Raw genomic sequence first — 22266 nt, 5'->3', positions numbered from 1 at the left:
CTCGTACTGGACCCGGGCAATCCTGCCGCGAACATCGATACCCGCAACGCGTCCGTCTTCGGGCATTCGGGGGCGGGGTGGTGCAATGAGCGGCTTCTGGAGTTCGCTGCAGCTGTGCGGGAAGCGGGGCCGACGGTTGCCTTCAACCCGGGGCACGAATCTTGCCGGACGCTCATGGCTCATGCATGAGCGGATTCCTTGATTGTGTCTTCTTCGCTGTCCGGGGTGAGCAGCAGCCACAATGCGAGGGTTCCGGCACAAAGCCCAGCGATAACGAGGGCGGTGCACGCGGTGAGGATAATGGCGGCCTTGGGCTTCGCTGTCACGGCATCTTCCAGCTGTTGTTGCTGCTCTTGCTTCCAGTGATCTTCCATTCGCCATCCTGGAGCTCGAGGTCGAAGACGTGGTCTGTCTCGGGGACGCTCACGGCTGGGTCGTGCAGTGTGGTGGTGACCTCCACCTGGGCCTTGGGGTTTTCGGTGCTGATGTGTGTGATGTCGTAGTCGAATCCGCCGCGACGGTCGATTTCCGCTGCGGTTTCCTTGAAACGCTCGCAATCGACGCTGTCAGCCGCTTGTTCCTCGAGAGCGCCCGTGAATGCCGCACAATCCTGGGACTCAATGGCAGCGAACATGTCGTCCACAGTGTTCTTGGGCCCATGGGTGAGGGCCGCTCCGCCGCCGATGACGAGAACGAGGGCGGCGATACCGGCGAGGCTGAGCAAGCTTAGGCAACCGCAAATGCCACAAAAAACGCCCCTACTGGAACCTTGGGGGCGGACGTATGGGGGAGGGGGTGCAGGGGAGTAGTGGGGGTAGGTCATTGTGCACCTTTCGCATGACCTGCGTTACAGTTGCAAACATACCCGCTTGAGATTGCACGTGCAAACATGCGTTGCGGAGGTTTGGGGATTGGGAGGTAGGGCGCAGCTTGGGCTTGGGCTTGGGCTTCGGTTGGGGTCACGGGCGAGAAGCTCGCCCGTGTGACGCGCGAACAACAACGAGGATTGGCAAAGCAATGTGGGGCCGGCCAAGGACGGCCGGCCCCACATTCGGTAGAAAGGGGTTAATTCTCAAACATGTTTCCGCCGTCGGAGATGACCCACTTTCCATCTTCCTTGACGAGGGTGAACGTTGAGGTCTTTGTGTCCGTCTCTCCGGTCTTCTTGTTCTTGGCGGTGAGCTTCGTGGGAACCGTGGCCTTGTCGCCGAGGGAGTTCGACGGCAACGGCAACTACACCTTCGGCCTCACGGAACAGGTCATGTTCCATGAGATCGGTCAGGACAAGATCGACCGCGTTCTCATCATGGAGACTTACCCGCTGGGTGCTTCGAAGCGCTGGCGTCTCGTCGAAATCATCGAGAAGGCTAAGTAAATCTGTCGGGCTCAGTCCCGAAAGATCTCCGAGAAGGGGTCGTCCGCTGCTCAGCGGGCGGCCCCTTCCGCTATTGAGCGGGCGTTCGCGCCCTCGTGGCGTTACGATGACCAACGGTCATGCGCGTGACGACAGTTGTCGCAAATCTGCGACACGACATGGCAGAGTAGGTACCGCGTCGCAACGCCGCCGCGATATCCGGGCAATAGCGTGGAGGTAACGAGGAGGCGAGAAGCGGCTCCCGTGACTTTGAGGAGTGAATCCCATGACGACGACCACGATGACGAAGCGCCGCCTCGCGGCAGCCCTTGCAGCCGCGTCTCTTCTTGTTGCCGGTGCAAGCGGGTGCTCGTTCGGCGTGCTCGGTAGCAGCGATGAGAAGCCCACGGAACAGACGAGCGCGGCAGCCCCGGCAGATAACGGCAATGGCGGCGATCAGGGAAGCGGGTCCGACGGCGCGAATCCCGCGCAGGGCGCGAGCGATGGCGGCGGCGCTGCGGCAGGTTCCGATCAGGGCGGCGAGAACGGGAAGCCGGCCAGCGGAGGTCAGAATAAGGCGAACTATCCTGCGCCGATTTTCACGACCGAGCGTCCTGTTGAGGTGAAAGAAGATCCGAACGCAACATTGACCGTCAATCTTCATCAGCTCAAGCGCGAGGGTGATACGGTCACCGCTTACGTCTCTTTCACACTCAACTCGACGGCGAAAGAGGCTAAGGACTTCTTTTTCCTCAATGGGAGTCTGATCTGGAAGCCATTCCTTATTGACAACGTGAACTTGAAGAAGCACACGCCACTTTCGACGACGAATAGCCAGCACTATGCGATGACTCCTATGGAAGACGTGGACCTCATGCCCGGTCAAACCACGTACGCGTTCGCAACCTTTGCCGCGCCGCCGGCGGACGTCAAGCAGATGGACGTGAGTCTTATGGACGGCACTGAGGTCGCGAAGGGGGTCGAAATCAAGTGAGAAAGCGTCACCTTGTAAGCCTCACGGCCGTGGCTTTCGTATTCGCTGCGGGGCCAGCGGCCCTCGCGGACAATGGCGGCGAAACGCCCGCCCCCGAGCCACCGTCGCAAATCGGAACTTACGAGTCCAATATCTACTCGCTCGACCAAAACATTTACGATCTCGAGCAAAATATTGAAGACCTCAACACCGATACACAAGAGGGCAACACCAAGGTCGTCACCTTGAACTCGGACATCCTCTTCGACTACGGATCCAACGAGCTTTCGGACCCCGCGAAAAAGCGCATCGGTGAGCTCGTCAAAGACGTTCCGCAGGGTGCGACCGTGAAGGTCGATGGGCACACCGACAACATCCCGTACCATCGAGGCAACGACGTGCTCTCTAAGGAGCGTGCGCAGGCGGTGGCCGACGCGATTTCCGCGGTGCGCGGCGATCTCAAACTCGAGGTCGCGGGCCACGGCGACACGAAGCCCGTGGAGCCGAACAAGAACGGCGACGAGGACAATCCTGAAGGACGCGCCAAGAACAGGCGCGTGGAGATCCGCTATGACGGGTAGCCACACTCCTTCATTCGCGTCGGGATCGGCCGGTTCAGCGGAGCCGGCCGATCCGGCGCGTCAGCGCATCCTGCTCGTGGACGACGATGAGACGATTCGCGAGCATCTCGGGGGAGTGCTCTCTCGCAGCGGGCTTGACGTGCGCATGGCAGCGAACGGTGCCGAGGCACTCGAGAGGCTCGATGAGGAGGAACCCGATCTCGTCATCCTCGACGTCATGATGCCGGTCATGGACGGTCGAGAAGCGCTTCGCCGCATTCGGGAACGCCATGAGTGGCTTCCCGTCATCCTTCTTACCCAGGTGGGGGAGAGCTTCGAGCGCGCGTCCGCGCTCGACGAAGGGGCCGACGATTACCTCAATAAGCCGTTCGACCCTCACGAGCTCCTCGCGCGGATCAGGGCAGTCCTGCGTCGTAGCTCGCGCGGCTCGGCCCCGCTCAGTACGTCCTCGACACTTACCTCTGGTGAGCTGCGCATCGATCGCACGGCCCGGCGGATCTTCGTGGGTGGCAAGGAAGACCAGCTCACGCCACGGGCATTCGCGCTCCTCGAGTACCTCATGGCGCACCCCGGCGAAGTGTTCACGCGTGAGCGGCTCCTGCAGACCGTGTGGGGTTTCGATGCGATCGTGACCACGCGAGCCGTTGATCACCGCATCGCCGAGATTCGCCGCGTGATTGGTTCCGCCGACGGTTCCCCGACGTACATCGAGACAGTCCCGAGCCTCGGCTATCGCTTCGCCCAGAAGGTCGAACGTTCATGAAGAAACACCCACTTGCCTACGCCTCGGCTTTCGCCGCGCTTCCCCTCGCGATCGGCGTGGTGGCGTCCCTCGTATGGAGCGTCCTCGGCGAATCGAGGCACATCTACTTCTCGATGTCGCTCGCCTGGCTCCCGCTCACTATTGGCGCGGTGCTCACCCTCGCCGTGCTCCCAGCCCTCGGCGCGTGGTGGTACACGCGCCACGCCGTGAGCAAGGCGCGGCGCGAAACAGTGGCCGAGCAGACGGCAAGCCGGCGTCGGCTCATCGCCCGACTCGACCACGAAATAAAGAACCCGATCCAGGGCATTCGAGCGGCGCTTGCCGACGAACCGTCCGAGCGCCAGCGCTCGAGCATCGACGCCCAATCACGCCGCCTCACCTCCCTTCTGAGCGACCTGCGGAAAATCGGGGAGGTCGAGCACACGCAGCTCGAGATTACGCAGATCGATCCCTCGCGCCTCGTCCACGATGCCATCGAGACCGCGCGCGAGGTGCCCGGTGCAAGCGAACGCTCGATCCGCGTCTCGCTTCCCACGGCTCCGCGCCCTCTGCCGCCTATCAACGGCGACGAAGACCTCCTCTTCCTATGCCTCGTTAACGTCTTGAGCAACGCCGTGAAGTATTCGCGGCCGGGCGATGCGATCGAAGTGCGGGGGCGCCAGCTCGAAAGCGGCATTGTGCTCGAGGTCGCCGACACCGGACTCGGGATTTCCCCGGACGACCTTCCGCTCGTATGGGAAGAGCTCGGACGCGCGAGCGAGGTGCGCGGAATCGAGGGCTCGGGCCTCGGGTTGCCCATGGTTAAAGCGATCGTTGAACGCCATGGAGGCACTGCGACCCTCACGTCGTGGCATGGCGAAGGGACATCCGTGAGCCTTACCCTCCCGTTTGCGGGGCCCGCGCGGTAAAACACCTGGAAAAAGAGCGGGTCGGGCTAAGGGCACGTATGAAAAGAAGGTCCGACGCTTGCCGTCCACCGTCGGACCCTGACAAACGGCGCCCCCGCACTCGCTGAACCGGCGGTGCCAAACGCAGCGAGACCAAGCACACACGCGCAGGGCCCCTCGCCCCCTTACGTTCGGTGCCCGCGTGCCGTAAACTAGACGGGTTGCTGTGTGAACGCACCCAAAAAACCGGGAGGTTGGCGGGATGCGCCACTGAGCACAGGACCCGGTCCTCGGGCCCCAAGTGGGACCCATCCCAGCCGGAGACCTTGCATCGCCATTCGGCAGTGCCTGAGTCCGGCTCGGGGTTTTTTGATGCCCGGGAACTGGAAGCCGCTGCGCCCCACGTGAGTGCGGTGGAAAACAAGTCCGATATCCGTTCCGCAAGGCTTGAGGCGAACGCCGAGAGAACCGGCGAGACGCAAGGAGAACGTTAGTGATTCAGCAGGAGTCGCGACTCAAGGTCGCCGACAACACCGGTGCAAAGGAGATCCTCTGCATCCGTGTTCTCGGTGGCTCCGGTCGCCGTTACGCCGGCATTGGTGACACCATCGTTGCGACCGTCAAGGATGCAATCCCTGGCGGAAACGTCAAAAAGGGCGATGTTGTGAAGGCCGTCGTGGTTCGCACCACGAAGGAACGCCGTCGTGCCGATGGTTCATACATCCGATTCGATGAGAACGCAGCCGTCATCCTCAAGAACGACGGCGAGCCGCGTGGCACGCGTATCTTCGGCCCCGTGGGCCGCGAGCTGCGTGACCGCCGGTTCATGAAGATCATCTCGCTGGCACCGGAGGTGCTGTGACATGAGCATGAAGATTAAGAAGGGTGACCTCGTTCAGGTCATCACCGGTCGCACGAGCGACGCAGACAAAATCGCCAAGCGCAACGAAACCCGCGCCGCAAAGGGCAAGGGCGAACTCGCCGCAGGCGACAAGGGTAAGCAGGGCCGCGTGCTCCAGGTGTTCCCCGACACCCAGCGCGTGCTCGTCGAGGGCGTCAACCGCATCACCCGCCACAACAAGCCCGGCTACAACGGCCAGGCTGGTGGCATTGAGCAGGTCGAAGCCCCGATCCACATCTCGAACGTCGCCCTCGTGGCTGACGACGGCAAGCCGACCCGCGTCGGCTTCCGTGAAGAGAAGGTCGAGCTCGAGGACGGCCGCACGAAGACCATTCGTGTGCGTTACTCGAAGCGCACCGGGAAGGACATCTGATGACCGAGACGACCACCCCGCGCCTTAAGACCAAGTACCGCGAAGAAATTAAGGATTCGCTCCAGAGCGAGTTCAACTACGCCAACCCGATGCTCATCCCCGGCCTCACGAAGGTCGTTGTGAACATGGGTGTCGGCGATGCCGCACGTGACTCGAAGGTCATCGACGGTGCCATCGCGGATCTCACCGCGATCACCGGCCAGAAGCCTCAGGTGACGCGCGCCCGCAAGTCGATCGCGCAGTTCAAGCTTCGTGAGGGCCAGGCCATTGGCTGCCACACGACCCTGCGCGGCAACCGCATGTGGGAGTTCCTCGACCGCCTGCTCTCGACCGCGCTTCCGCGTATCCGCGACTTCCGCGGCCTCTCGCCGAAGCAGTTCGATGGCAACGGCAACTACACCTTCGGTCTCACCGAACAGGTCATGTTCCATGAGATCGATCCGGACAAGATCGACCGCGTTCGCGGCATGGACATCACCGTGGTGACCACCGCCAAGACCGATGACGAGGGACGTGCGCTGCTTCGTGCGCTCGGCTTCCCCTTCAAGGAGAACTGATATGGCCAAGACAGCGCTTAAGAACAAGCAGCAGCGCAAGCCCAAGTTCGCTGTGCGCGCCTACACCCGGTGCCAGAAGTGCGGTCGCCCGCACTCGGTGTACCGCAAGTTCGGCCTTTGCCGCGTGTGCCTTCGCGAGATGGCCCACCGCGGTGAACTGCCCGGTGTCACCAAGAGCAGCTGGTAAGGACTATCGCCACAGGTCCCCGCTTTACGCGAGGGAAACCACGGTGAGAAAGAAGCATTCGACATGACAATGACTGATCCGATCGCGGACATGCTCACGCGAATCCGGAACGCCAACACCGCGTTCCACGATTCCGTGACCATGCCGTACTCGAACCTTAAGTCCCGCATCGCGGAGATTCTGAAGGCCGAGGGGTACATCAAGGACTGGCGCGAGGAAGAAGCCGAGGTTGGAAAGAACCTCGTCATCGAACTCAAGTACACCGACGATCGCGAGCGCGCGATCTCGGGCGTCCGCCGTGTCTCGAAGCCCGGCCTTCGCGTGTACGCAAAGTCCACCAACCTGCCCAAGGTGCTCGGCGGCCTCGGCGTGGCCATCCTGTCCACGTCCTCCGGCCTCCTCACCGACAAGCAGGCCACGAAGAAAGGCGTGGGTGGGGAAGTCCTCGCCTACGTCTGGTAACCGGAAAGGAGAACCGTAATGTCCCGCATTGGACTTCGACCGGTTTCCGTACCGGCTTCCGTCACTGGTGTGACTATCGACGGCCAGCACGTCCAGATCGCTGGCCCCAAGGGCGAGCTTCAGTACGAGGTTCCGAAGCCTCTCAGCGTTGAGCGCGCTGAGGATGGCTCGATCGTCGTGCGCCGCCCCAACGAAGAGCGTGAGAACAAGGCCCTCCACGGCCTTGCACGCACTCTCATCGCGAACATGGTTGAGGGTGTCACGGAGGGCTTCGAAAAGAAGCTCGAAATCGTGGGCACCGGCTACCGTGTCGTCGCGAAGGGAACCGATCTCGAGTTCGCGCTCGGCTTCTCCCACCCCGTGCTCGTGAAGGCCCCCATGGGCATCACGTTCAACGTGGAGAGCCCCACGAAGTTCTCGGTATCGGGCATTGATAAGCAGCTGGTCGGCGAGACCGCCGCGAAGATTCGCAAGATTCGTAAGCCCGAGCCGTACAAGGGCAAGGGTGTGCGCTACGCCGACGAGACCGTGAAGCGCAAGGCCGGAAAGGCTGGTAAGTGATAATGGGTTTCGCTGAAAAGCACACTCGTGGTGACCGCAAGAGCCGCGTCCGCGCACGTGGCCGCCGTCACCTGCGCCTCCGTCGCCGCGTTGCGGGTACCGCTGAGCGTCCCCGCCTCGCCGTGACCCGTTCGGCGCGCCACATGTACGTTCAGGTCATCGACGATACGAAGGGCATCACCCTCGCATCGGCATCGACCATGGAAGCAGACCTCCGCGCGTCGGAAGCCACGAAGACCGAGAAGGCCAAGCAGGTCGGCTCGCTCGTGGCCCAGCGCGCGAAGGAAGCCGGTATCGACGCCGTGGTCTTCGACCGTGGCGGCAACAAGTACCACGGCCGCGTGGCCGCCGTCGCTGACGGTGCGCGCGAGGCCGGACTGACTCTGTGACCACCCCCCGGAAATAGGACGAGAAGAGGATTCACATGGCTGCTGAGCAGCGTAACAATGGTCCCGCGGCCTCCGGTCGGAGGGGCGAGAACGAGGATCGTAACAACCGCGGTCGCGGCAATGACCGCAACCAGGGCGGGCGTCGCGGCGAGGGCCGTGGCGGTCGTCAGGAAGAGAAGTCGGCCTTCCTTGAGCGCGTGGTAGCAATCAACCGCGTGTCGAAGGTTGTCAAGGGCGGTCGCCGCTTCGCCTTCACCGCGCTCGTCGTGGTGGGCGACGGTGATGGCACCGTTGGCATCGGCTACGGCAAGGCGAAGGAAGTTCCCGCCGCCATCTCGAAGGGTGTCGAGGAAGCGAAGAAGAACTTCTTCCGCGTTCCCCGCATCCAGGGCACGATCGTGCACCCGGTTCAGGGAGAGGACGCCGCAGGCGTTGTCTTCCTCCGCCCGGCTGCTCCCGGTACCGGTGTAATCGCCGGTGGTCCGGTGCGTGCGGTTCTCGAGTGCGCGGGCGTCGCCGACGTTCTGTCGAAGTCGCTCGGTTCCTCGAACACGATCAACATCGTGCACGCGACCGTCAAGGCCCTCAAACAGCTCGAGGAGCCGGAAGCAGTGGCAGCTCGCCGCGGCCTTCCCCTCGAGGACGTCGCCCCCGGCTACCTGCTTCGTGCGCAGGCCGAGGGTCGCGCAGCGGCTCGCGAGGCGCGTGAAGAGAAGGTAGGTGCCTGATGCAGCTCAAGGTTACTCAGGTCAAGTCTGTAATCGGCGGTAACGACGCACAGCGCTCGACGGTGCGAGGCCTCGGTCTCAAGCGCATCGGCGACGTCGTCGTCAAAGAAGACCGCCCCGAGATTCGCGGCATGATCAATGCCGTCCGTCACCTCGTGACGGTTGAAGAGGTGGACTGATCCATGGCGAACGAAAACCCGCTTAAGCTCCACGATCTTCGCCCGGCTCCCGGCGCGAAGACCGCTAAGATCCGCGTGGGTCGTGGTGAAGGCTCGAAGGGTAAGACCTCGGGTCGCGGTACCAAGGGTACGAAGGCGCGCTACCAGGTGAAGGCAGGCTTCGAGGGTGGTCAGACCCCGATGCACCGCCGTCTTCCCAAGCTGCGTGGCTTCAAGAACCCCTTCCGTGTGGAGTTCCAGGTCATCAACCTGGACACCATCGAAGCGCTGTTCCCCGAGGGTGGCACCGTCACCGTCGAGGATCTTGTCGCGAAGGGTGCCGTGCGCAAGAACCAGCCCGTCAAGGTGCTCGGTTCTGGCGACATCACCGTGAAGATCGACATCACTGCCCAGAAGTTCTCGGCTTCGGCCGAGGAGAAGATCACCGCCGCTGGCGGCTCGGTCACCGTGGCGTGAGTTGAAGCAATTTTCATAGTGCTTCTTTGACCAGGCACCGCGACTCAGGATATTTTGAGGCGCGGTGCCTGTTTTAATAGGCCAATAACCCCTAGCTCTAATGCGCTCTGTGTGCATGATAGGCCCACCCCTCGGGCCGCCCGACAGGAGGAACCTGGTGGACAACGCCTTCGTGCGCGCCTTCCGAACCCCTGAGCTCAGGAACAAGCTGCTGTTTGTCCTTGGAATGCTCGCCATCTACCGCTTCGGTGTGTTCGTGCCGACCCCCGGCTTCGACTACACGAACATCGCTGCGTGTACCGAACAGGCACTGAACGGTGCCGGTGGCGGCGTGCTCGGCATGGTGAACCTGTTCTCCGGCGGGGCGCTGCTGCAGATGTCCGTCTTCGCGCTCGGGGTGATGCCGTACATTACGGCGTCGATTATCGTGCAGTTGCTCCGCGTCGTGATTCCCAAGTTCGAGGAGCTGCACAAAGACGGGCAAGCGGGGCAGGCGACGCTCACGCAGTACACGCGCTACATGACTATCGGCCTCGCCGTCCTGCAGTCCACCACCGTGATCACCCTCGTGCGCAGCGGCGCTTTCTTCGCGGGCTGTAACCTCCCGCTTGTGCCAAACCAGTCGTGGTGGATGCTCGTCCTCATGATCCTGACGATGACGACCGGCACCCTCGTCATCATGTGGCTCGGCGAGCTCATCACCGAAAAGGGCGTGGGCAACGGCATGTCCCTGCTGATCTTCACGTCGATCGCCGCGGGCTTTCCCGCCTCGTTCGGTCAGATCCTGAAGCTCCAGGGGTGGATGACCTTCTCCATCGTCATGCTGATCGGCATGATCATTGTGATCGCCGTGATCTATGTCGAGCAGTCGCAGCGCCGCATCCCCGTCCAATACGCCAAGCGCCAGGTGGGCCGTCGCCTCGTGGGCGGCTCCTCGACCTATATCCCGATCAAGGTGAACCAGGCCGGCGTTATCCCCATTATCTTCGCGTCCTCGCTTCTTGCCCTGCCTCAGCTCATCGCTTCGTTTGGTGACCAGAGGTCCGGGTGGGTGCAGTGGATCCACGCCAACTTCGTGCTCGGCCAGGGCTTCTCGTGGATGTATTCGCTTGTCTATTTCGCCCTCATTGTGTTTTTTGCGTTCTTCTACGTGTCCATCACCTTCAACGCTGAAGAGATTGCCGACAACATGAAGAAGTACGGCGGCTTCGTTCCCGGCATCCGTGCGGGCCGCCCAACGGCGCGCTACCTCGAGTACGTCATCAACCGCGTGCTCTCCGCGGGCTCCCTGTACCTCGGTATCTTGGCGCTTGTTCCCCTGATCGCTTTCGCGCTTCTTGGTGCAGACCAGAAGTTCCCGTTCGGAGGAACCTCGCTCCTCATCATCATCGGTGTTGGCCTCGATACCTTGAAGCAGATCAGCTCCAAGCTCCAACAGCACCACTACGAAGGGATTCTCCGATGACCGCCTCCACTCCGGCCCGCCGCCTCCTCATTGTTGGACCTCCGGGTGCCGGCAAGGGCACGCAGGCAGAGCGTATCGTTGAGAAGCTCGGCGTGCCCGCCATTTCCACGGGCGATATCTTCCGTGCGAACGTCTCCAACGAGACTGAGCTTGGCGTTCTCGCGAAGTCCTACATGGATAAGGGTGAGTACGTTCCCGACTCGGTCACCAACGAGATGGTGGAGAGTCGGCTTGCAGAGGACGATGCGGCGAACGGTTTCCTCCTTGATGGCTACCCCCGCACCGTGGCGCAGGTGGAGGCTCTCGATGGAATTCTCGAGAAGCTCGGCGTGGCGCTCGACGCCGTCATTCTCCTCGACGTTGATAGTGAAGCTATCGTGCAGCGGCTTCTTCAGCGCGGCAAAGAGCAGGGCCGCAGCGACGACAACGAAGAGACCATTCGCCGCCGCATCGACGTTTACGGCGAGCAGACCACGCCCCTGATCGATATCTACGACAAGCGAGGTCTCGTGAAGCGCGTCGGCGGCATGAAAGATATCGATGCTGTGACCGCAGATATCCTCGCCGCGCTCGGAGCCTGAGCCCGGATGTCCTTCCGTCGCAAGCCCCGCGTGAGCCTAAAAACCCCCGAGCAGCTCGGGGCAATGCGCAGCGCGGGGCTTCTGCTTAACCGTATTCACGACGAGATCGAAGAGAATCTCCGCAGCGGTATGACCACGGCAGACATCGACCAGATCTCTCGTGCCGTAATTGCCGAAGCCGGTGCGAAGTCCAACTTCCTCGGCTACCACGGCTTTCCTGCGACAGTGTGCGTGAGCGTGAACGAAGAAATCGTGCATGGCATCCCCGGCACTCGGGTGATTCGCGACGGTGATGTGGTGAGCGTGGATGCTGGCTGCATCGTGGACGGATGGCACTCCGACGCCGCCCGCACCCACATCGTGGGCACGGCACGGAGCGAAGCCGATCGCGAACTGGTCGACGTGACCAGGGGAGCAATGTGGGAAGGCATCGCGGCGCTTGCCACCGCGAGCCGCGTGGGTGAGATCGGCGCCGCAATCGAAGACTACGTCGCCGAATGCGCGGGGGAGCGGATCCAGCACCTCGAGGAATTCGGAGGGCACGGCATCGGCCGAGCCATGCATGAGCCGCCCGACGTCATGAACTTCCGCACGCACGATCGCGGCCCGAAAGTCGTGCCCGGTATGGCCCTGTGTATCGAACCCATGCTCATCCAAGGCGACGGCGAATTCGACATCCTCGACGACGAGTGGACCGTGGTGGCGACAAAGGGTGGGCGCGCAGCCCACTTCGAGCACTCCGTCGCGGTGACCGAAACGGGAATCTTCGTGCTCAGCGCCGCTGACGGTGGGAAAGCCGAACTTGCAAAGCGTGGCGTGATGATCGCTGAAGAACCGTCGGACCACACCGCCACCGGAAGGTGAGCGATCGCACGCGCCAAGCCACTTATCGCGGCGCGCGTGCGCGTGTACGATTGACAGTCGAGTGCGCTCTTTCGGCAACCCCGAAAATTTAAGCGGTTCGCCGCTTGAAAAGTGCGCGCTTGAAGGTGGGACATGCGAAACCAGTCCCCGCAAGGGGCAGAGGGACAGTAGAGACTATGGCGAAAAAAGACGGCGTGATCGAAGTCGAGGGCACCGTGACCGAAGCGCTCGCAAACGCGCGCTTCCGCGTTGAGCTGGACAACGGCCACAAAGTACTCGCGCATATCTCGGGCAAGATGCGCCAGCACTACATCAGGATCCTCCCCGAGGATCGCGTTGTGGTCGAGCTCAGCCCGTACGACCTTGAAAAGGGTCGCATCGTTTACCGATACAAGTAAGCCGGGCCGCGCATGCGGTCAGCTACGCTCTCGGGCCCGCTAGGCTCGAGCGCAGATCAACTGTAGAAGGGCATCATGAAGGTTTACCCCAGCGTGAAGCGTATCTGTGACAACTGCAGGGTGATTCGTCGCCACTCGCGTGTCATGGTTATCTGCACGAACCCGCGCCACAAGCAGCGCCAGGGCTGAGTGCACCGCCTCCAACGGGAGGCACCCCGCGGCTCACGCCGCACCTATAAGTAAAGAGACAGCATGAACCTCATTGCGAGGATCACCCGCGGGACAGGGGCCGCGGCGCACCGCCTAGACGGGAGCGACATGCTGGATCAGGCCCCTGAGTAAAACAGTAGGAGAACTGCTCATGGCACGTCTCGTTGGCGTCGACCTCCCGCGCGAAAAGCGCCTGGAAGTCGCCTTGACGTACATTTACGGCGTGGGTCGCACCCGCGCAATCGAAGCTCTCAACGCAACCGGCGTTGACGGCAACCAGCGCGTCCACCAGGTTTCCGATGAGGACCTGGTCAAGCTGCGCGATTACATCGAAGAGAACTACCAGGTCGAGGGCGACCTGCGACGCGAGGTCGCAGCAGACATTCGCCGCAAGATCGAGATCGGCTCGTACGCCGGCATGCGTCACCGCCGCGGCCTTCCGGTCCGTGGTCAGCGCACCAAGACCAACGCACGTACCCGCAAGGGCCCGAAGCGCACCGTGGCCGCCAAGAAGAAGGCTGCTCGCTGAGCGGCAGTTACTCCACGGGCAGTGTTCGGCACTGACCCGTATCGATCACCTTTCACGAACTCAAGGAGTTTTGGCACATGCCTCCCAAGTCACGTCAGGCCGCCGCGGCGCGTAAGCCTCGCCGCAAGGACAAGAAGAACGTCGTCAACGGCCAAGCACACATTAAGAGCACCTTCAACAACACCATCGTGTCGATCACTGACCCGAGCGGTGCTGTGATCTCGTGGGCCTCCTCGGGCCAGGTCGGCTTCAAGGGCTCGCGTAAGTCCACCCCGTACGCTGCGCAGATGGCCGCCGAGGCCGCCGCGCGCCGCGCCCAGGAGCACGGCCTCAAGAAGGTCGACGTCTTCGTTAAGGGACCGGGTTCGGGCCGCGAAACCGCGATCCGTTCGCTCACCGCAGCGGGCCTCGAGGTCGGTTCGATCCAGGACGTTACCCCCCAGCCGCACAACGGCGTTCGCCCGCCGAAGCGTCGCCGCAACTGAGCATTGCTCGGGTGCGCGAAACGATAACCGTCATCCATCAGTGTCGTACCGCCACCGCGAACGTCATATAGCGGACGTTCCAAGAAAGGACACAACGTGCTCATTGCACAGCGCCCCACGCTGACCGAAGAGGTCGTTTCTGACTACCGCTCACGGTTCGTCATCGAGCCGCTCGAGCCGGGCTTCGGCTACACGCTCGGCAACTCGCTGCGCCGCACACTGCTCTCGTCCATCCCGGGCGCGGCAGTGACGTCGATCCGCATCGACGGCGTCCTCCACGAATTCTCGACCGTTCCGGGTGTGAAGGAAGATGTCACCGAGCTCATCCTGAACATCAAGAACCTCGTGGTGTCGTCGGAAAACGACGAGCCGGTCGTAATGTACCTGCGTAAGGAGGGTGAGGGCGTCGTGACCGCCGCCGACATCACCCCGCCGGCAGGCGTCGAAATCCACAACCCCGACCTGCACATCGCGACCCTCAACTCGAAGGGTCGCCTCGAGGTCGAGCTGATCGTTGAGCGTGGCCGCGGCTACGTTTCGGCCCAGCAGAACAAGGGCGCCGAGAGCGAGATTGGCCGCATTCCGGTCGACTCGATCTACTCGCCTGTTCTCAAGGTGACGTACAAGGTTGAAGCCACTCGTGTCGAGCAGCGCACGGACTTCGATCGACTCATCATCGATGTCGAAACGAAGCCGGCGATCGCCCCGCGCGATGCCATTGCTTCGGCTGGCAAGACCCTCGTGGAGCTCTTCGGTCTCGCACAGGAGCTCAACCACGAGGCAGAGGGTATCGAGATTGGTCCTTCTCCGACCGACCAGGCCCTTGCCGCCGACCTTGCGCTTCCGATCAACGACCTCAACCTCACGGTTCGTTCGTACAACTGCCTTATGCGCGAGGGTGTGTACACCGTTGGTGAACTCACCAATCGCTCCGAGGCGGACCTGCTCGACATCCGCAACTTCGGCCAGAAGTCCATCGACGAAGTCAAGGCGAAGCTCGCTGAGCTCGGCCTCTCGCTCAAGGATTCCCCGGCCGGTTTCGATCCTTCCACTGTTCTTGACTCGTACGGCGACGACGAGTTCGGCGAGCAGTTCTGATTTCCATCTTTTTCTTCGAGGAGAAACAACATGCCTGCACCCACTAAGGGCGCTCGACTCGGCTCGTCCCCGGCTCACGAGAAGGCTATTCTCGCGAACCTCGCGACTGCCCTTTTCGAGCACGGTGCCATCACCACGACGCAGACCCGCGCGAAGCGCGTTCAGCCCCTCGCTGAGCGCCTCATCACCCAGGCGAAGAAGGGCGACCTTGCCAATCGCCGCCGCGTGATGCAGACGCTCAAGACGAAGACTGCCGCGCACGTTCTCATGACTGAGATCGCTCCGAAGTTCTCGGACCGCCCCGGCGGTTACACCCGCATCACGAAGCTCGAGAACCGCAAGGGCGACAACGCCCCCATGGCTCTTCTTGAGCTCGTGGAGGAAGAGTACTCGCCGAAGCAGGCCGTCGTGAAGGAAGCCGAAGGCGCTGCCAAGGCATCCGCAAAGGCCGATGAAGCTCCCGCTGAGGAGACGAAGGTCGAAGAGACCGCGGCTGAGGAAACGCCCGCAGAGGAGACCACGGAGAACACCGAGGCCTGATCCTCGCGTTGCTCTAGCAAAAGGGAAGGCCCGCTCCGATCCGTCGGAGCGGGCCTTCTCGCATCGCTGCAACGTTGCTGCGCACTAGCCGCGCAACTACCTCGCATCGGTGTGGCGTCTTAGCTCCCGTAGAGGGACTCTGCTTCGGCGCGCTTGCGCGCATATGCCTTATCGAACCCGCTTTGCCCGCGAGTATCCGCGACAGAAGGAACGTTGTGGCCTGGACGCGCGGCAAGCCACCCTGATCCCAGCTCGATGAGCGACTCGTGCTTGGTCGTGTAGTACTGGCCGGGATCTACGAGTGCAAAGCCGCGGGCCCCGCGCGAGGCGGCTACGAGATGGTGGTGGAATCTGGTGGTGATCCAGAACTGTCCGGGCGAAATTCTGAACGGTTCGGTCCAGAAGTCGCTGAACGGGACGAAGCGCGAGAACTCGATCCCGCGGGCAGTGAGGGCCTCGAAGCCTCGGTAGTCAACGCCCGGAAGCGCTTCCACATAGGTGAGTCGGGCATGCGCGAGGGCCGCATCGTGAAAGGCTGATTCAACCGTGTCGAGGAATGCTTCGAAGCTACCGTCGCCGATCGCATCCGACTGTACGCACACCACTACCTCGTTGACGTCCCCAAGTGGCGCACCCAGCTGCGCGAGCCCGAGGAAAGCATCATCGAGCCCAGTGGTAGTGGCGGCGAGCTCAGCGCTTTCGTCGTCACGGACACTCACGTGCGCGAAACCCTCGAAGCTCGCTCCGGCGTCTGGTATCAGGCCCTGTCCGGTCGCGATGAGGCGTGCCCCCGAGACCGCAGCTGAGGCGCGCATGCCTTCGAGGAGCCCAAGGTTCTTCGGCCAGCGACTATTGAGGAAGCCCCCGCCGAGCAAATGAAGTGTCGTCGCGCGGTTCATTTCGGAGATTTGGAGATCGAACAGGGGGCTGCCCATGTGCGTGACGATCTCTGCGATGCTGCGCGGTTCCCACTCCTGGTTCGCGAGCTCCAACACGCGGTACAGGGTGTCAGTCGTGGTGAGGTTCGGGTGGTCGCCGCGGAACAACACACTGGCAGCACCCGGGTGACGGCAATCGAGCCACACCTGAGCCTCGGGCTTGGTTTCGGCGAGGAAGCGAAGCCAAGTGCGGGCGATGAGTTCGTCCCCGTAGTTGGGGTAGCCGGCCATCGAGACGAGGTAGATGCGCTCGCCTGCACCACGGGAGCTTTCGCTCGTGACCTCGTGATTCGCGGTAGTGGTGCGGGCCTGCGATTTCTTCCGCTCGAGAAACTTAGAGAAGGCCACGGTGCTCCATATAGCGGTAGAGGAAGGCCGCGAGTTCGGCACGTGTGGTCTGGTTGAAGGGGCGATAGGTGCCGTCGTCCCATCCGCGTGAGATGCCCGTCGATCCCATCCATTTGATTTCCTTCTCGAAAACGAGCGAGGAATTCACGTCTTTGAAACCGCTGAACTGCACGTTCGAAAGGTTTTCCCCCGAGGCGCGGAAGAGGAACGCTGCCATCGCGTCGCGGAGAATCGGCTGGTAGGGGCGGAATTCCCATCCTCCGCGGACTTTCCATCCCGTTGTGAGGCCCGTGGAGTGTGCCCAGCAGATTTCCTTGTAGAAGGGCTGGCTTTGGTCGACGTCGAGGAATGGGGAGCGTCTCGGCGGGGTGTAGGCGGGCTCGCCTGCGATGCGGTACATGTAGGCGATAACCGCGTCTCGCCACACAGAAATTTGGGGTCGGAATGTGCGGTCAGGCCAGCCCCGAATCACGCCGAGATCGGCGAGGGTGTTGATTTCGTGCGCAAAGGTCAGGTTGTCGGGAACGTCGATGAAGTGCTTCGTGCGCGTTCCGCCGGGGGTAAACGACACTTTTCCGTTGACCTTGGTGGCAGTGCCGTTCTCGAAGCGCTGGGTAGTGCCCGTCGTGCTTTCGAGGGGGCGTCCCCAGGCAGACGTCCAGTCGGCGCCGAAGGCACTTTTGTGAGCGCTCGTGCGACCACCTGCCGTGAGAATGAGCCCACCCGTGAGGCGAGTGACGTCGTAGGCCCCTTCTGCCCGGCGAACGTGCGTGACGGTTCCGAACGCACCGCGCCCGCCGCCGTTGACGTAGGCAACGAGGTGCTCGGGGTAACGCTCCTTGAATCCGTTGAGCTTTTGCTGCACGAGGCTGCGCAGCTTCGGAAGCTGGCCGTAGTAGGTGTCCCCCGGGCAATCCGTGTAGTTCACGTCGCGGTGCGCGAAGAGGTGGGGCATGGAGAAGGTGCCGCTGCGCTTCACGTTCGAGGTGGTGACGGTCCAGGTCTCGGTGCCGTACACGTCCTGAGTGAACGTGCTGGCGAGCTTCCACGCGGCCACGGTTGCGATGGCGTTGAGCGCCGCGGTGGGCACGGGAATGTCCATGTAGTCACCCATGACGGAGATGCCACAGGAGCCCGTGTTGAAGCCACGGGCATGGGCGCCGGCAACGTTGCGGTGCAGGCCACCCGCGCGCCCTTCAAAGATTTGTCCGTATTTGTCGACGACGACGTTGTAGCCGAGATCGGCCCAACCGAGGGTTTTAGTGTGGTAGGTGAACATCCCGCGCACAACCTGAGGGCTTTGCGCCGCGGTGTAGGTGTTGGAGCCGCCCGTGTGGTGGATGCAGATCGCCTTGAGTTCCTTCGCGTAGCTCAAACGTGAAGTGTTGACCGTGCCGGCGTTCCATTCCTCACGGGTGATGAACGTTGGCGCGCCGGTACCGGGCGTCACGGTAGCAGGCAGAATGCGGGTGATGCCGGAACCGCTACCGCTTGAGGCGAGGCGCACGTCGCTGCGTGATTCCGACGTGGTGATGAGGTGCGCGGTGAGCTGCTCGGAAATGTCGATGCCATCGCGGAAGGCGCGGACATTAACCGCGCTCGAGGGCCCGACCCACACGGCTTCGCTCGCGTTCTCCTCAATGTCGGTCATGAGTTCGGCGCTCAGCCAGTCGCCCCATTCCCCGGTATTGAGGTCCTTGCCCTGGAACTCCACCACGTCGGGGAGTCGAGATCGGCGGGCCAACTCGCGGCGGCCATGGTGATGTAGCCGGCAACGTGCTTCGCGGGGGTACCGTCGAGTTCGGGGTTTTTGTCCGTGGCGCCGTGCGTGTGGACGGTGTCGGTGTGTTTGAGGTCGCGATCCACAACGGCGGTGTCACCACCGCTGGGGGCGGGGGAGTCGTCGGCAAGGGCAAGGCCCATTCCGAGAGCGCCCACTCCGGCTGCGGCGAAGGGGGTGACGGCACCGACCTTGAGTAGGGTGCGACGATTGAGGGGGGATTTTTCGAAGCTCATGGGGAAGTGCTTTCTTGTGAGGGGAAGTCGGCCTTACCATAGCGCACGCGGGCCTTCGCTGGGAAGGCCCGCGTGCGTCATCTGACCGGGTTAAGCGAGATGCTCGGGGAGCGTTTGGGCGCGGCGCTCGCGAAGCTCCGCGAGGGGGAACGTTCCGACGCCAGCCAGCTCCAGGCCGTCGCCACCACTTGTGCCGATGCGAGCCGCGGGGACCGACGCGCTGCGTGCGAGTTCCTCGAGGGCAGGAGCATCGTCAGGGCGCACCGCGACGATGGCCCGCGCGTGCGACTCGGAGACGAGGGCTGTGAACGCGTCGATGCCGTCACGGTCGATCACGGTCGTGAGGTCGATCGATGCGCCCGTGTCGAATCGAGTGGTGGATTCGACGAGTGACTGGAAGAGGCCGCCTTCGCTGAGGTCGTGGCTTGCGCGTGCGATTCCCTGGTCGGCCGCACCGATGAGTACGGTAGCGAGGGCTTTTTCGTGTGCAAGCGACACGCGCGGGGGTGTGCCGCCGAGGTGAGCGTGGGTGGCGTCGACCCACGCGGAGCCCGAAAGCTCCTCGCGAGTTTCACCGAGAAGGTAGATGGCAAGCCCTTCTTCGTGCCATCCGGAGGGCACCCGCGTCGCGACGTTGTCAAACACGCCGAGGACGCCGACGACGGGGGTCGGGTGGATTGCCGAGTTGAGGCGGCCGGGCTCGCCCGTGGAGTTGTACAGGGAGACGTTGCCGCCGGTCACGGGAACTTCGAGCTCCTGGCAGGCGTCGGCGAGCCCCGTGATTGCTTCGACGAACTGCCACATGCGGTCCGGGTCTTCGGGCGAGCCGAAGTTGAGGCAATCGGTCACGGCGAGAGGGCGTGCGCCTGCCGTGGCGACGTTGCGGTAGGCCTCCGCGAGCGCGGCGCGTGCGCCTTCTTTCGGGTTCAGCATCGCGAAGCGGCCGTTGCCGTCGGTGGCGATGGCGATGCCGCGGCCCGTTTTTTCGTCGATGCGGAGCACACCTGCGTCGTCGGGCATCGCGAGCGCGGTGTTGCCGCCGACGTAGCGGTCGTATTGGTCGGTGACCCACGCGGTGCTCGCGAGGTTCGGGGAGGTCGTGAGTGCCCACAGCTGCGTGACGAGTTCGTCGGTGCTTGCAGGGCGGGGGAGGCCTTCGGCGTGGTCGGCCTCGAGGGCGTCCTGCCATGCCGGGCGCGCGTAGGGGCGGTCATAGGTGGGGCCCTCGTGCGCGACGGTCGTGGGATCGACGTCGACGATGCGCTTGCCGTAGTGGTCGATCGTGAGCCGTCCCTCGCCCGTGACTTCGCCGATGACGGCGGCTTCAACACCCCACTTGTCGGTGATGGCGAGGAATTCCTCGAGGTTGTCGGGGGAGACGACGGCCATCATGCGCTCTTGCGATTCGCTCATGAGGATCTCGCCCGCGGTCAGCGTCGGGTCGCGAAGGAGCACGTTTTCGAGGTCGATGTGCATGCCGGAGCCGCCGTTGGACGCGAGTTCGCTCGTTGCGCACGAGATGCCGGCGGCGCCGAGGTCCTGGATGCCTTCGACGGTGCCTTTCGCGAAGAGCTCAAGGCAGCACTCGATGAGCAGCTTCTCCATGAACGGGTCGCCGACCTGGACGCTCGGGCGTTTCGCCGGGCCCTCGTCCTCGAAGGTTTCGGAGGCGAGGATCGACGCGCCGCCGATTCCGTCGCCACCTGTGCGTGCACCGAACAGCACGACCTTGTTGCCGGCGCCTGTCGCGGAGGCCAGGTGGATGTCCTCGTGGCGAAGCACGCCCACGGCGAGGGCGTTGACGAGGGGATTGGTTTGGTAGGCGGGGTCGAACACGGTTTCACCACCGATGTTGGGCAAACCGAGGCAGTTGCCGTATCCGCCGATACCGGCGACGACGCCGGTGGCGACTCGTGCAGTATCCGGGTGGTCGATCGCGCCGAATCGGAGCTGATCCATGACGGCGACGGGGCGGGCCCCCATCGAGATGATGTCGCGGACGATGCCGCCAACGCCGGTCGCAGCCCCCTGGTAAGGCTCGACGTAGCTCGGGTGGTTGTGCGATTCGACCTTGAACGTCACGGCCCAGCCGTCGCCGATATCAACGACGCCAGCGTTCTCGCCGATACCCACGAGGAGGTTTTCCTTCATCGCGGGGGTCTGTTTCTGGCCGAACTGTTTGAGGTGGATCTTGGAGGACTTGTACGAGCAGTGCTCAGACCACATAACGGAGTACATGGCGAGCTCGGCGTTCGTGGGGCGGCGGCCGAGGAGCTCGCGGATCTTCGCGTACTCCTCTTCCTTGAGGCCCAGATCGGCCCACGGCTGCTGTTCGTTCGGGGTTTCACGCGCCCGCTCGATCGTGTCTGGCTCGTGCGTGTTCATGCTCGCGGCTGTCCTCCGTGTCGGTTGTTCTCAGCACCTCGTATTTTACGACGTCGCGCACGGTAACGCGGAATGACAGAGTAGAGACATGTCGCCTTCCACGAAGACTCTTGCGCGTGTGCCGAACGCTGCCGCCGCGTGGGCAGCGATTCTCACCCGCGCGCCCGTCGCGCGCGCCGAGGACGTTCCCGATCGCCGCTATAGCGTGCGCGGTGTTGCCATTGAGGAGCGGCGCGCCCTGCGCTATTCGCGCGTCGTTGCGCCTCATGGAAGGGACGCGTGGGCTGATGCGCATCTCGCCCATCCCGGTTTCTTGCATGCCCTCGCGCATCCGCTCGGGCTCGCGCTCATGGCGGCTCCGCGTTTTCCGCTTCCCGCGCTCGGGCTTGTGCACGTCAAGAATTCGCTCTTGTTGCACCGGCCAGTGTGCATAGGGGAGAGGATCGACATTGAGACACGTATTGGGGACCTCGCACGCTCTTCACGGGGGAGCGCGTGCGAAGTGGTCTCGGTGTTGTCGAGCGGGGGTGACATCGTCGCGACCGACGTCTCGACGTACCTGCTGCGTGGCTCCGGTAATTCTGCGATGCGTGCAAAGTCTCTCCAGACCGAGGCGGCTCCTTTCGCCTCGGCGGCGTCTCCGTCGCGATGGAAGCTCTCCGCGGGTGTGGGGCGCGAGTTCGCACGAGTGAGCGGCGATGTCCACCCGATTCACGTGAGCGCACTGAGCGCACGTGCGCTTGGTGCCCCTTCGCCGCTCGCCCACGGCATGTTCCTGGGATCGCGTGCGCTCAGCGAAGCCGGAGTAGGGGCGCACTCTCCGCTTTTGTGGGAACTCGAGTTCCCGTCGCTTCCGCCTTTGCCCGCAACGGTGTGGGTGCGGTACGGGCGAGAGGAGCCGAAGGAAGGAACGAAGGGCAGTTCGGTCGCGTTCTCAGGGTTCAGCCTGCGGGGTCCGACGCCTGCCGATCGCACGGCGCACCGTGCCTTTTCTGGCCGCGTAACGGTCCTTGGAGGCGCATGAGAGCCCCGCGTGGCCTCAGTAAACTCAAGAAGAT

The 22266-nt window shown here is 63.1% G+C and carries 30 protein-coding genes and 1 pseudogene; 25 read left to right on the top strand and 6 right to left on the bottom strand.

Annotation, left to right across the window (positions count from 1 at the left end; translation table 11 throughout):
- Positions 1-179 precede the first annotated feature (179 nt).
- Both HMPREF3176_RS10405 and HMPREF3176_RS09775 read right to left on the bottom strand, forming a co-directional pair.
- Entirely contained in the window at positions 180-326 is a 147-nt protein-coding gene (locus HMPREF3176_RS10405; protein ID WP_168161978.1) for a hypothetical protein, read from the bottom strand.
- The gene (locus tag HMPREF3176_RS09775; RefSeq protein WP_070460063.1) at positions 323-724 is read right to left on the bottom strand and encodes a hypothetical protein; all 402 of its coding nucleotides are present in this window, start codon (positions 722-724) and stop codon (positions 323-325) included. Before HMPREF3176_RS09775 ends, HMPREF3176_RS10405 begins: the two co-directional genes overlap by 4 nt.
- 477 nt (positions 725-1201) lie before the next feature.
- Between HMPREF3176_RS09775 and HMPREF3176_RS10650 the strand changes: the two are divergent.
- From HMPREF3176_RS10650 to rplQ, 24 genes and pseudogenes are all read left to right on the top strand, one after another.
- Positions 1202-1312, top strand: a pseudogene (locus tag HMPREF3176_RS10650) (50S ribosomal protein L5); the annotation flags it as partial.
- A gap of 328 nt (positions 1313-1640) precedes the next feature.
- Entirely contained in the window at positions 1641-2348 is a 708-nt protein-coding gene (locus HMPREF3176_RS09770) for a hypothetical protein (RefSeq protein ID WP_070460060.1), read from the top strand.
- A 29-nt stretch (positions 2349-2377) separates the two neighbouring features.
- Positions 2378-2908 (top strand): OmpA/MotB family protein, encoded by a 531-nt coding sequence (locus tag HMPREF3176_RS09765; RefSeq protein WP_246826728.1) that lies wholly within the window; start codon positions 2378-2380, stop codon positions 2906-2908.
- Positions 2898-3671, top strand: coding sequence for a response regulator transcription factor (locus HMPREF3176_RS09760; protein ID WP_070460054.1), 774 nt, complete (start codon positions 2898-2900; stop codon positions 3669-3671). The genes HMPREF3176_RS09765 and HMPREF3176_RS09760 overlap by 11 nt, the downstream gene beginning before the upstream one ends.
- Positions 3668-4579 (top strand): sensor histidine kinase, encoded by a 912-nt coding sequence (locus HMPREF3176_RS09755; protein WP_034372270.1) that lies wholly within the window; start codon positions 3668-3670, stop codon positions 4577-4579. The genes HMPREF3176_RS09760 and HMPREF3176_RS09755 overlap by 4 nt, the downstream gene beginning before the upstream one ends.
- 472 nt (positions 4580-5051) lie before the next feature.
- Positions 5052-5420, top strand: coding sequence for a 50S ribosomal protein L14 (gene rplN, locus HMPREF3176_RS09750; protein ID WP_016664037.1), 369 nt, complete (start codon positions 5052-5054; stop codon positions 5418-5420).
- 1 nt (position 5421) lies between these two features.
- Positions 5422-5832, top strand: a complete 411-nt coding sequence (gene rplX, locus HMPREF3176_RS09745; RefSeq protein ID WP_016664038.1) for a 50S ribosomal protein L24 — start codon at positions 5422-5424, stop codon at positions 5830-5832.
- Positions 5832-6389, top strand: coding sequence for a 50S ribosomal protein L5 (rplE, locus tag HMPREF3176_RS09740; RefSeq protein ID WP_016664039.1), 558 nt, complete (start codon positions 5832-5834; stop codon positions 6387-6389). The genes rplX and rplE overlap by 1 nt, the downstream gene beginning before the upstream one ends.
- A 1-nt stretch (position 6390) precedes the next feature.
- Complete coding sequence (locus HMPREF3176_RS09735) at positions 6391-6576, top strand: type Z 30S ribosomal protein S14 (RefSeq protein ID WP_016664040.1); 186 nt, start codon at positions 6391-6393, stop codon at positions 6574-6576.
- A 63-nt stretch (positions 6577-6639) separates the two neighbouring features.
- Positions 6640-7038, top strand: a complete 399-nt coding sequence (gene rpsH, locus HMPREF3176_RS09730; RefSeq protein ID WP_016664041.1) for a 30S ribosomal protein S8 — start codon at positions 6640-6642, stop codon at positions 7036-7038.
- An 18-nt stretch (positions 7039-7056) separates the two neighbouring features.
- Complete coding sequence (rplF, locus tag HMPREF3176_RS09725; RefSeq protein ID WP_016664042.1) at positions 7057-7599, top strand: 50S ribosomal protein L6; 543 nt, start codon at positions 7057-7059, stop codon at positions 7597-7599.
- 2 nt (positions 7600-7601) lie between these two features.
- On the top strand, positions 7602-7988 hold the full coding sequence (rplR, locus tag HMPREF3176_RS09720) for a 50S ribosomal protein L18 (protein WP_034372282.1): 387 nt from the start codon (positions 7602-7604) through the stop codon (positions 7986-7988).
- A 35-nt stretch (positions 7989-8023) separates the two neighbouring features.
- The gene (rpsE, locus tag HMPREF3176_RS09715) at positions 8024-8716 is read left to right on the top strand and encodes a 30S ribosomal protein S5 (RefSeq protein ID WP_016664044.1); all 693 of its coding nucleotides are present in this window, start codon (positions 8024-8026) and stop codon (positions 8714-8716) included.
- A complete protein-coding gene (rpmD, locus tag HMPREF3176_RS09710; protein WP_034372287.1) occupies positions 8713-8895 on the top strand; it encodes a 50S ribosomal protein L30 in 183 nt (60 codons plus the stop codon). The genes rpsE and rpmD overlap by 4 nt, the downstream gene beginning before the upstream one ends.
- 3 nt (positions 8896-8898) lie before the next feature.
- Positions 8899-9351: a 50S ribosomal protein L15 gene (rplO, locus tag HMPREF3176_RS09705; protein WP_070460050.1), complete on the top strand. Its 453-nt coding sequence runs from the start codon at positions 8899-8901 to the stop codon at positions 9349-9351.
- Between the two features lie 157 nt (positions 9352-9508).
- Complete coding sequence (gene secY, locus HMPREF3176_RS09700) at positions 9509-10816, top strand: preprotein translocase subunit SecY (RefSeq protein WP_034372293.1); 1308 nt, start codon at positions 9509-9511, stop codon at positions 10814-10816.
- Positions 10813-11397: an adenylate kinase gene (locus tag HMPREF3176_RS09695; RefSeq protein WP_070460046.1), complete on the top strand. Its 585-nt coding sequence runs from the start codon at positions 10813-10815 to the stop codon at positions 11395-11397. Before secY ends, HMPREF3176_RS09695 begins: the two co-directional genes overlap by 4 nt.
- A 6-nt stretch (positions 11398-11403) precedes the next feature.
- A complete protein-coding gene (gene map / locus HMPREF3176_RS09690) occupies positions 11404-12261 on the top strand; it encodes a type I methionyl aminopeptidase (protein WP_070460043.1) in 858 nt (285 codons plus the stop codon).
- Between the two features lie 176 nt (positions 12262-12437).
- Positions 12438-12659, top strand: coding sequence for a translation initiation factor IF-1 (infA, locus tag HMPREF3176_RS09685; protein WP_016664050.1), 222 nt, complete (start codon positions 12438-12440; stop codon positions 12657-12659).
- 75 nt (positions 12660-12734) lie between these two features.
- The gene (gene rpmJ / locus HMPREF3176_RS10145; protein ID WP_016664051.1) at positions 12735-12848 is read left to right on the top strand and encodes a 50S ribosomal protein L36; all 114 of its coding nucleotides are present in this window, start codon (positions 12735-12737) and stop codon (positions 12846-12848) included.
- Positions 12849-13020: 172 nt separating this feature from the next.
- On the top strand, positions 13021-13398 hold the full coding sequence (gene rpsM / locus HMPREF3176_RS09680; protein WP_016664052.1) for a 30S ribosomal protein S13: 378 nt from the start codon (positions 13021-13023) through the stop codon (positions 13396-13398).
- A gap of 77 nt (positions 13399-13475) precedes the next feature.
- Positions 13476-13883, top strand: coding sequence for a 30S ribosomal protein S11 (gene rpsK / locus HMPREF3176_RS09675; protein ID WP_016664053.1), 408 nt, complete (start codon positions 13476-13478; stop codon positions 13881-13883).
- A gap of 96 nt (positions 13884-13979) precedes the next feature.
- Positions 13980-14981 (top strand): DNA-directed RNA polymerase subunit alpha, encoded by a 1002-nt coding sequence (locus tag HMPREF3176_RS09670; protein WP_016664054.1) that lies wholly within the window; start codon positions 13980-13982, stop codon positions 14979-14981.
- A 30-nt stretch (positions 14982-15011) separates the two neighbouring features.
- The gene (gene rplQ / locus HMPREF3176_RS09665) at positions 15012-15521 is read left to right on the top strand and encodes a 50S ribosomal protein L17 (RefSeq protein WP_034372312.1); all 510 of its coding nucleotides are present in this window, start codon (positions 15012-15014) and stop codon (positions 15519-15521) included.
- A 119-nt stretch (positions 15522-15640) separates the two neighbouring features.
- Here the strand turns inward: rplQ and HMPREF3176_RS09660 are convergent, their stop codons facing one another.
- The 4 genes from HMPREF3176_RS09660 to purL form a co-directional block, all read right to left on the bottom strand.
- Complete coding sequence (locus tag HMPREF3176_RS09660) at positions 15641-16807, bottom strand: polysaccharide pyruvyl transferase family protein (protein ID WP_052126833.1); 1167 nt, start codon at positions 16805-16807, stop codon at positions 15641-15643.
- Positions 16794-18524 (bottom strand): S-layer homology domain-containing protein, encoded by a 1731-nt coding sequence (locus tag HMPREF3176_RS09655; protein WP_141742418.1) that lies wholly within the window; start codon positions 18522-18524, stop codon positions 16794-16796. Before HMPREF3176_RS09655 ends, HMPREF3176_RS09660 begins: the two co-directional genes overlap by 14 nt.
- The gene (locus tag HMPREF3176_RS09650; protein ID WP_070460033.1) at positions 18470-18823 is read right to left on the bottom strand and encodes a hypothetical protein; all 354 of its coding nucleotides are present in this window, start codon (positions 18821-18823) and stop codon (positions 18470-18472) included. The genes HMPREF3176_RS09655 and HMPREF3176_RS09650 overlap by 55 nt, the downstream gene beginning before the upstream one ends.
- A 90-nt stretch (positions 18824-18913) precedes the next feature.
- Entirely contained in the window at positions 18914-21208 is a 2295-nt protein-coding gene (gene purL / locus HMPREF3176_RS09645; RefSeq protein ID WP_070460030.1) for a phosphoribosylformylglycinamidine synthase subunit PurL, read from the bottom strand.
- A gap of 88 nt (positions 21209-21296) precedes the next feature.
- Here purL and HMPREF3176_RS09640 point away from each other — a divergent pair, with 88 nt between their 5' ends.
- Entirely contained in the window at positions 21297-22232 is a 936-nt protein-coding gene (locus HMPREF3176_RS09640) for a MaoC/PaaZ C-terminal domain-containing protein (protein ID WP_016664058.1), read from the top strand.
- Positions 22233-22266 lie beyond the last annotated feature (34 nt).

The organism is Dermabacter sp. HMSC08H10 (genome assembly GCF_001807585.1).
In the GTDB taxonomy this organism is placed as follows: domain Bacteria; phylum Actinomycetota; class Actinomycetes; order Actinomycetales; family Dermabacteraceae; genus Dermabacter; species Dermabacter hominis.
Note: the sequence above shows the minus strand (reverse complement) of the source record. Positions and strands in the feature narration are given on the sequence as shown.

What these genes read in the sequence shown, in the direction of transcription:
- rplO (WP_070460050.1), top strand. Translation starts at nt 8,899, where the DNA reads ATGGCGAACGAAAACCCGCTTAAGCTCCACGATCTTCGCCCGGCTCCC.
- infA (WP_016664050.1), top strand. Translation starts at nt 12,438, where the DNA reads ATGGCGAAAAAAGACGGCGTGATCGAAGTCGAGGGCACCGTGACCGAA.
- rpsM (WP_016664052.1), top strand. Translation starts at nt 13,021, where the DNA reads ATGGCACGTCTCGTTGGCGTCGACCTCCCGCGCGAAAAGCGCCTGGAA.
- rplX (WP_016664038.1), top strand. Translation starts at nt 5,422, where the DNA reads ATGAGCATGAAGATTAAGAAGGGTGACCTCGTTCAGGTCATCACCGGT.
- rpsH (WP_016664041.1), top strand. Translation starts at nt 6,640, where the DNA reads ATGACAATGACTGATCCGATCGCGGACATGCTCACGCGAATCCGGAAC.
- purL (WP_070460030.1), bottom strand. Translation starts at nt 21,208, where the DNA reads ATGAACACGCACGAGCCAGACACGATCGAGCGGGCGCGTGAAACCCCG.
- rplF (WP_016664042.1), top strand. Translation starts at nt 7,057, where the DNA reads ATGTCCCGCATTGGACTTCGACCGGTTTCCGTACCGGCTTCCGTCACT.
- HMPREF3176_RS09755 (WP_034372270.1), top strand. Translation starts at nt 3,668, where the DNA reads ATGAAGAAACACCCACTTGCCTACGCCTCGGCTTTCGCCGCGCTTCCC.
- rplR (WP_034372282.1), top strand. Translation starts at nt 7,602, where the DNA reads ATGGGTTTCGCTGAAAAGCACACTCGTGGTGACCGCAAGAGCCGCGTC.
- HMPREF3176_RS09650 (WP_070460033.1), bottom strand. Translation starts at nt 18,823, where the DNA reads ATGAGCTTCGAAAAATCCCCCCTCAATCGTCGCACCCTACTCAAGGTC.
- HMPREF3176_RS09640 (WP_016664058.1), top strand. Translation starts at nt 21,297, where the DNA reads ATGTCGCCTTCCACGAAGACTCTTGCGCGTGTGCCGAACGCTGCCGCC.
- HMPREF3176_RS09695 (WP_070460046.1), top strand. Translation starts at nt 10,813, where the DNA reads ATGACCGCCTCCACTCCGGCCCGCCGCCTCCTCATTGTTGGACCTCCG.
- HMPREF3176_RS09735 (WP_016664040.1), top strand. Translation starts at nt 6,391, where the DNA reads ATGGCCAAGACAGCGCTTAAGAACAAGCAGCAGCGCAAGCCCAAGTTC.
- rpsE (WP_016664044.1), top strand. Translation starts at nt 8,024, where the DNA reads ATGGCTGCTGAGCAGCGTAACAATGGTCCCGCGGCCTCCGGTCGGAGG.
- rplE (WP_016664039.1), top strand. Translation starts at nt 5,832, where the DNA reads ATGACCGAGACGACCACCCCGCGCCTTAAGACCAAGTACCGCGAAGAA.
- rplQ (WP_034372312.1), top strand. Translation starts at nt 15,012, where the DNA reads ATGCCTGCACCCACTAAGGGCGCTCGACTCGGCTCGTCCCCGGCTCAC.
- rpmJ (WP_016664051.1), top strand. Translation starts at nt 12,735, where the DNA reads ATGAAGGTTTACCCCAGCGTGAAGCGTATCTGTGACAACTGCAGGGTG.
- HMPREF3176_RS09760 (WP_070460054.1), top strand. Translation starts at nt 2,898, where the DNA reads ATGACGGGTAGCCACACTCCTTCATTCGCGTCGGGATCGGCCGGTTCA.
- rpsK (WP_016664053.1), top strand. Translation starts at nt 13,476, where the DNA reads ATGCCTCCCAAGTCACGTCAGGCCGCCGCGGCGCGTAAGCCTCGCCGC.
- map (WP_070460043.1), top strand. Translation starts at nt 11,404, where the DNA reads ATGTCCTTCCGTCGCAAGCCCCGCGTGAGCCTAAAAACCCCCGAGCAG.
- HMPREF3176_RS09770 (WP_070460060.1), top strand. Translation starts at nt 1,641, where the DNA reads ATGACGACGACCACGATGACGAAGCGCCGCCTCGCGGCAGCCCTTGCA.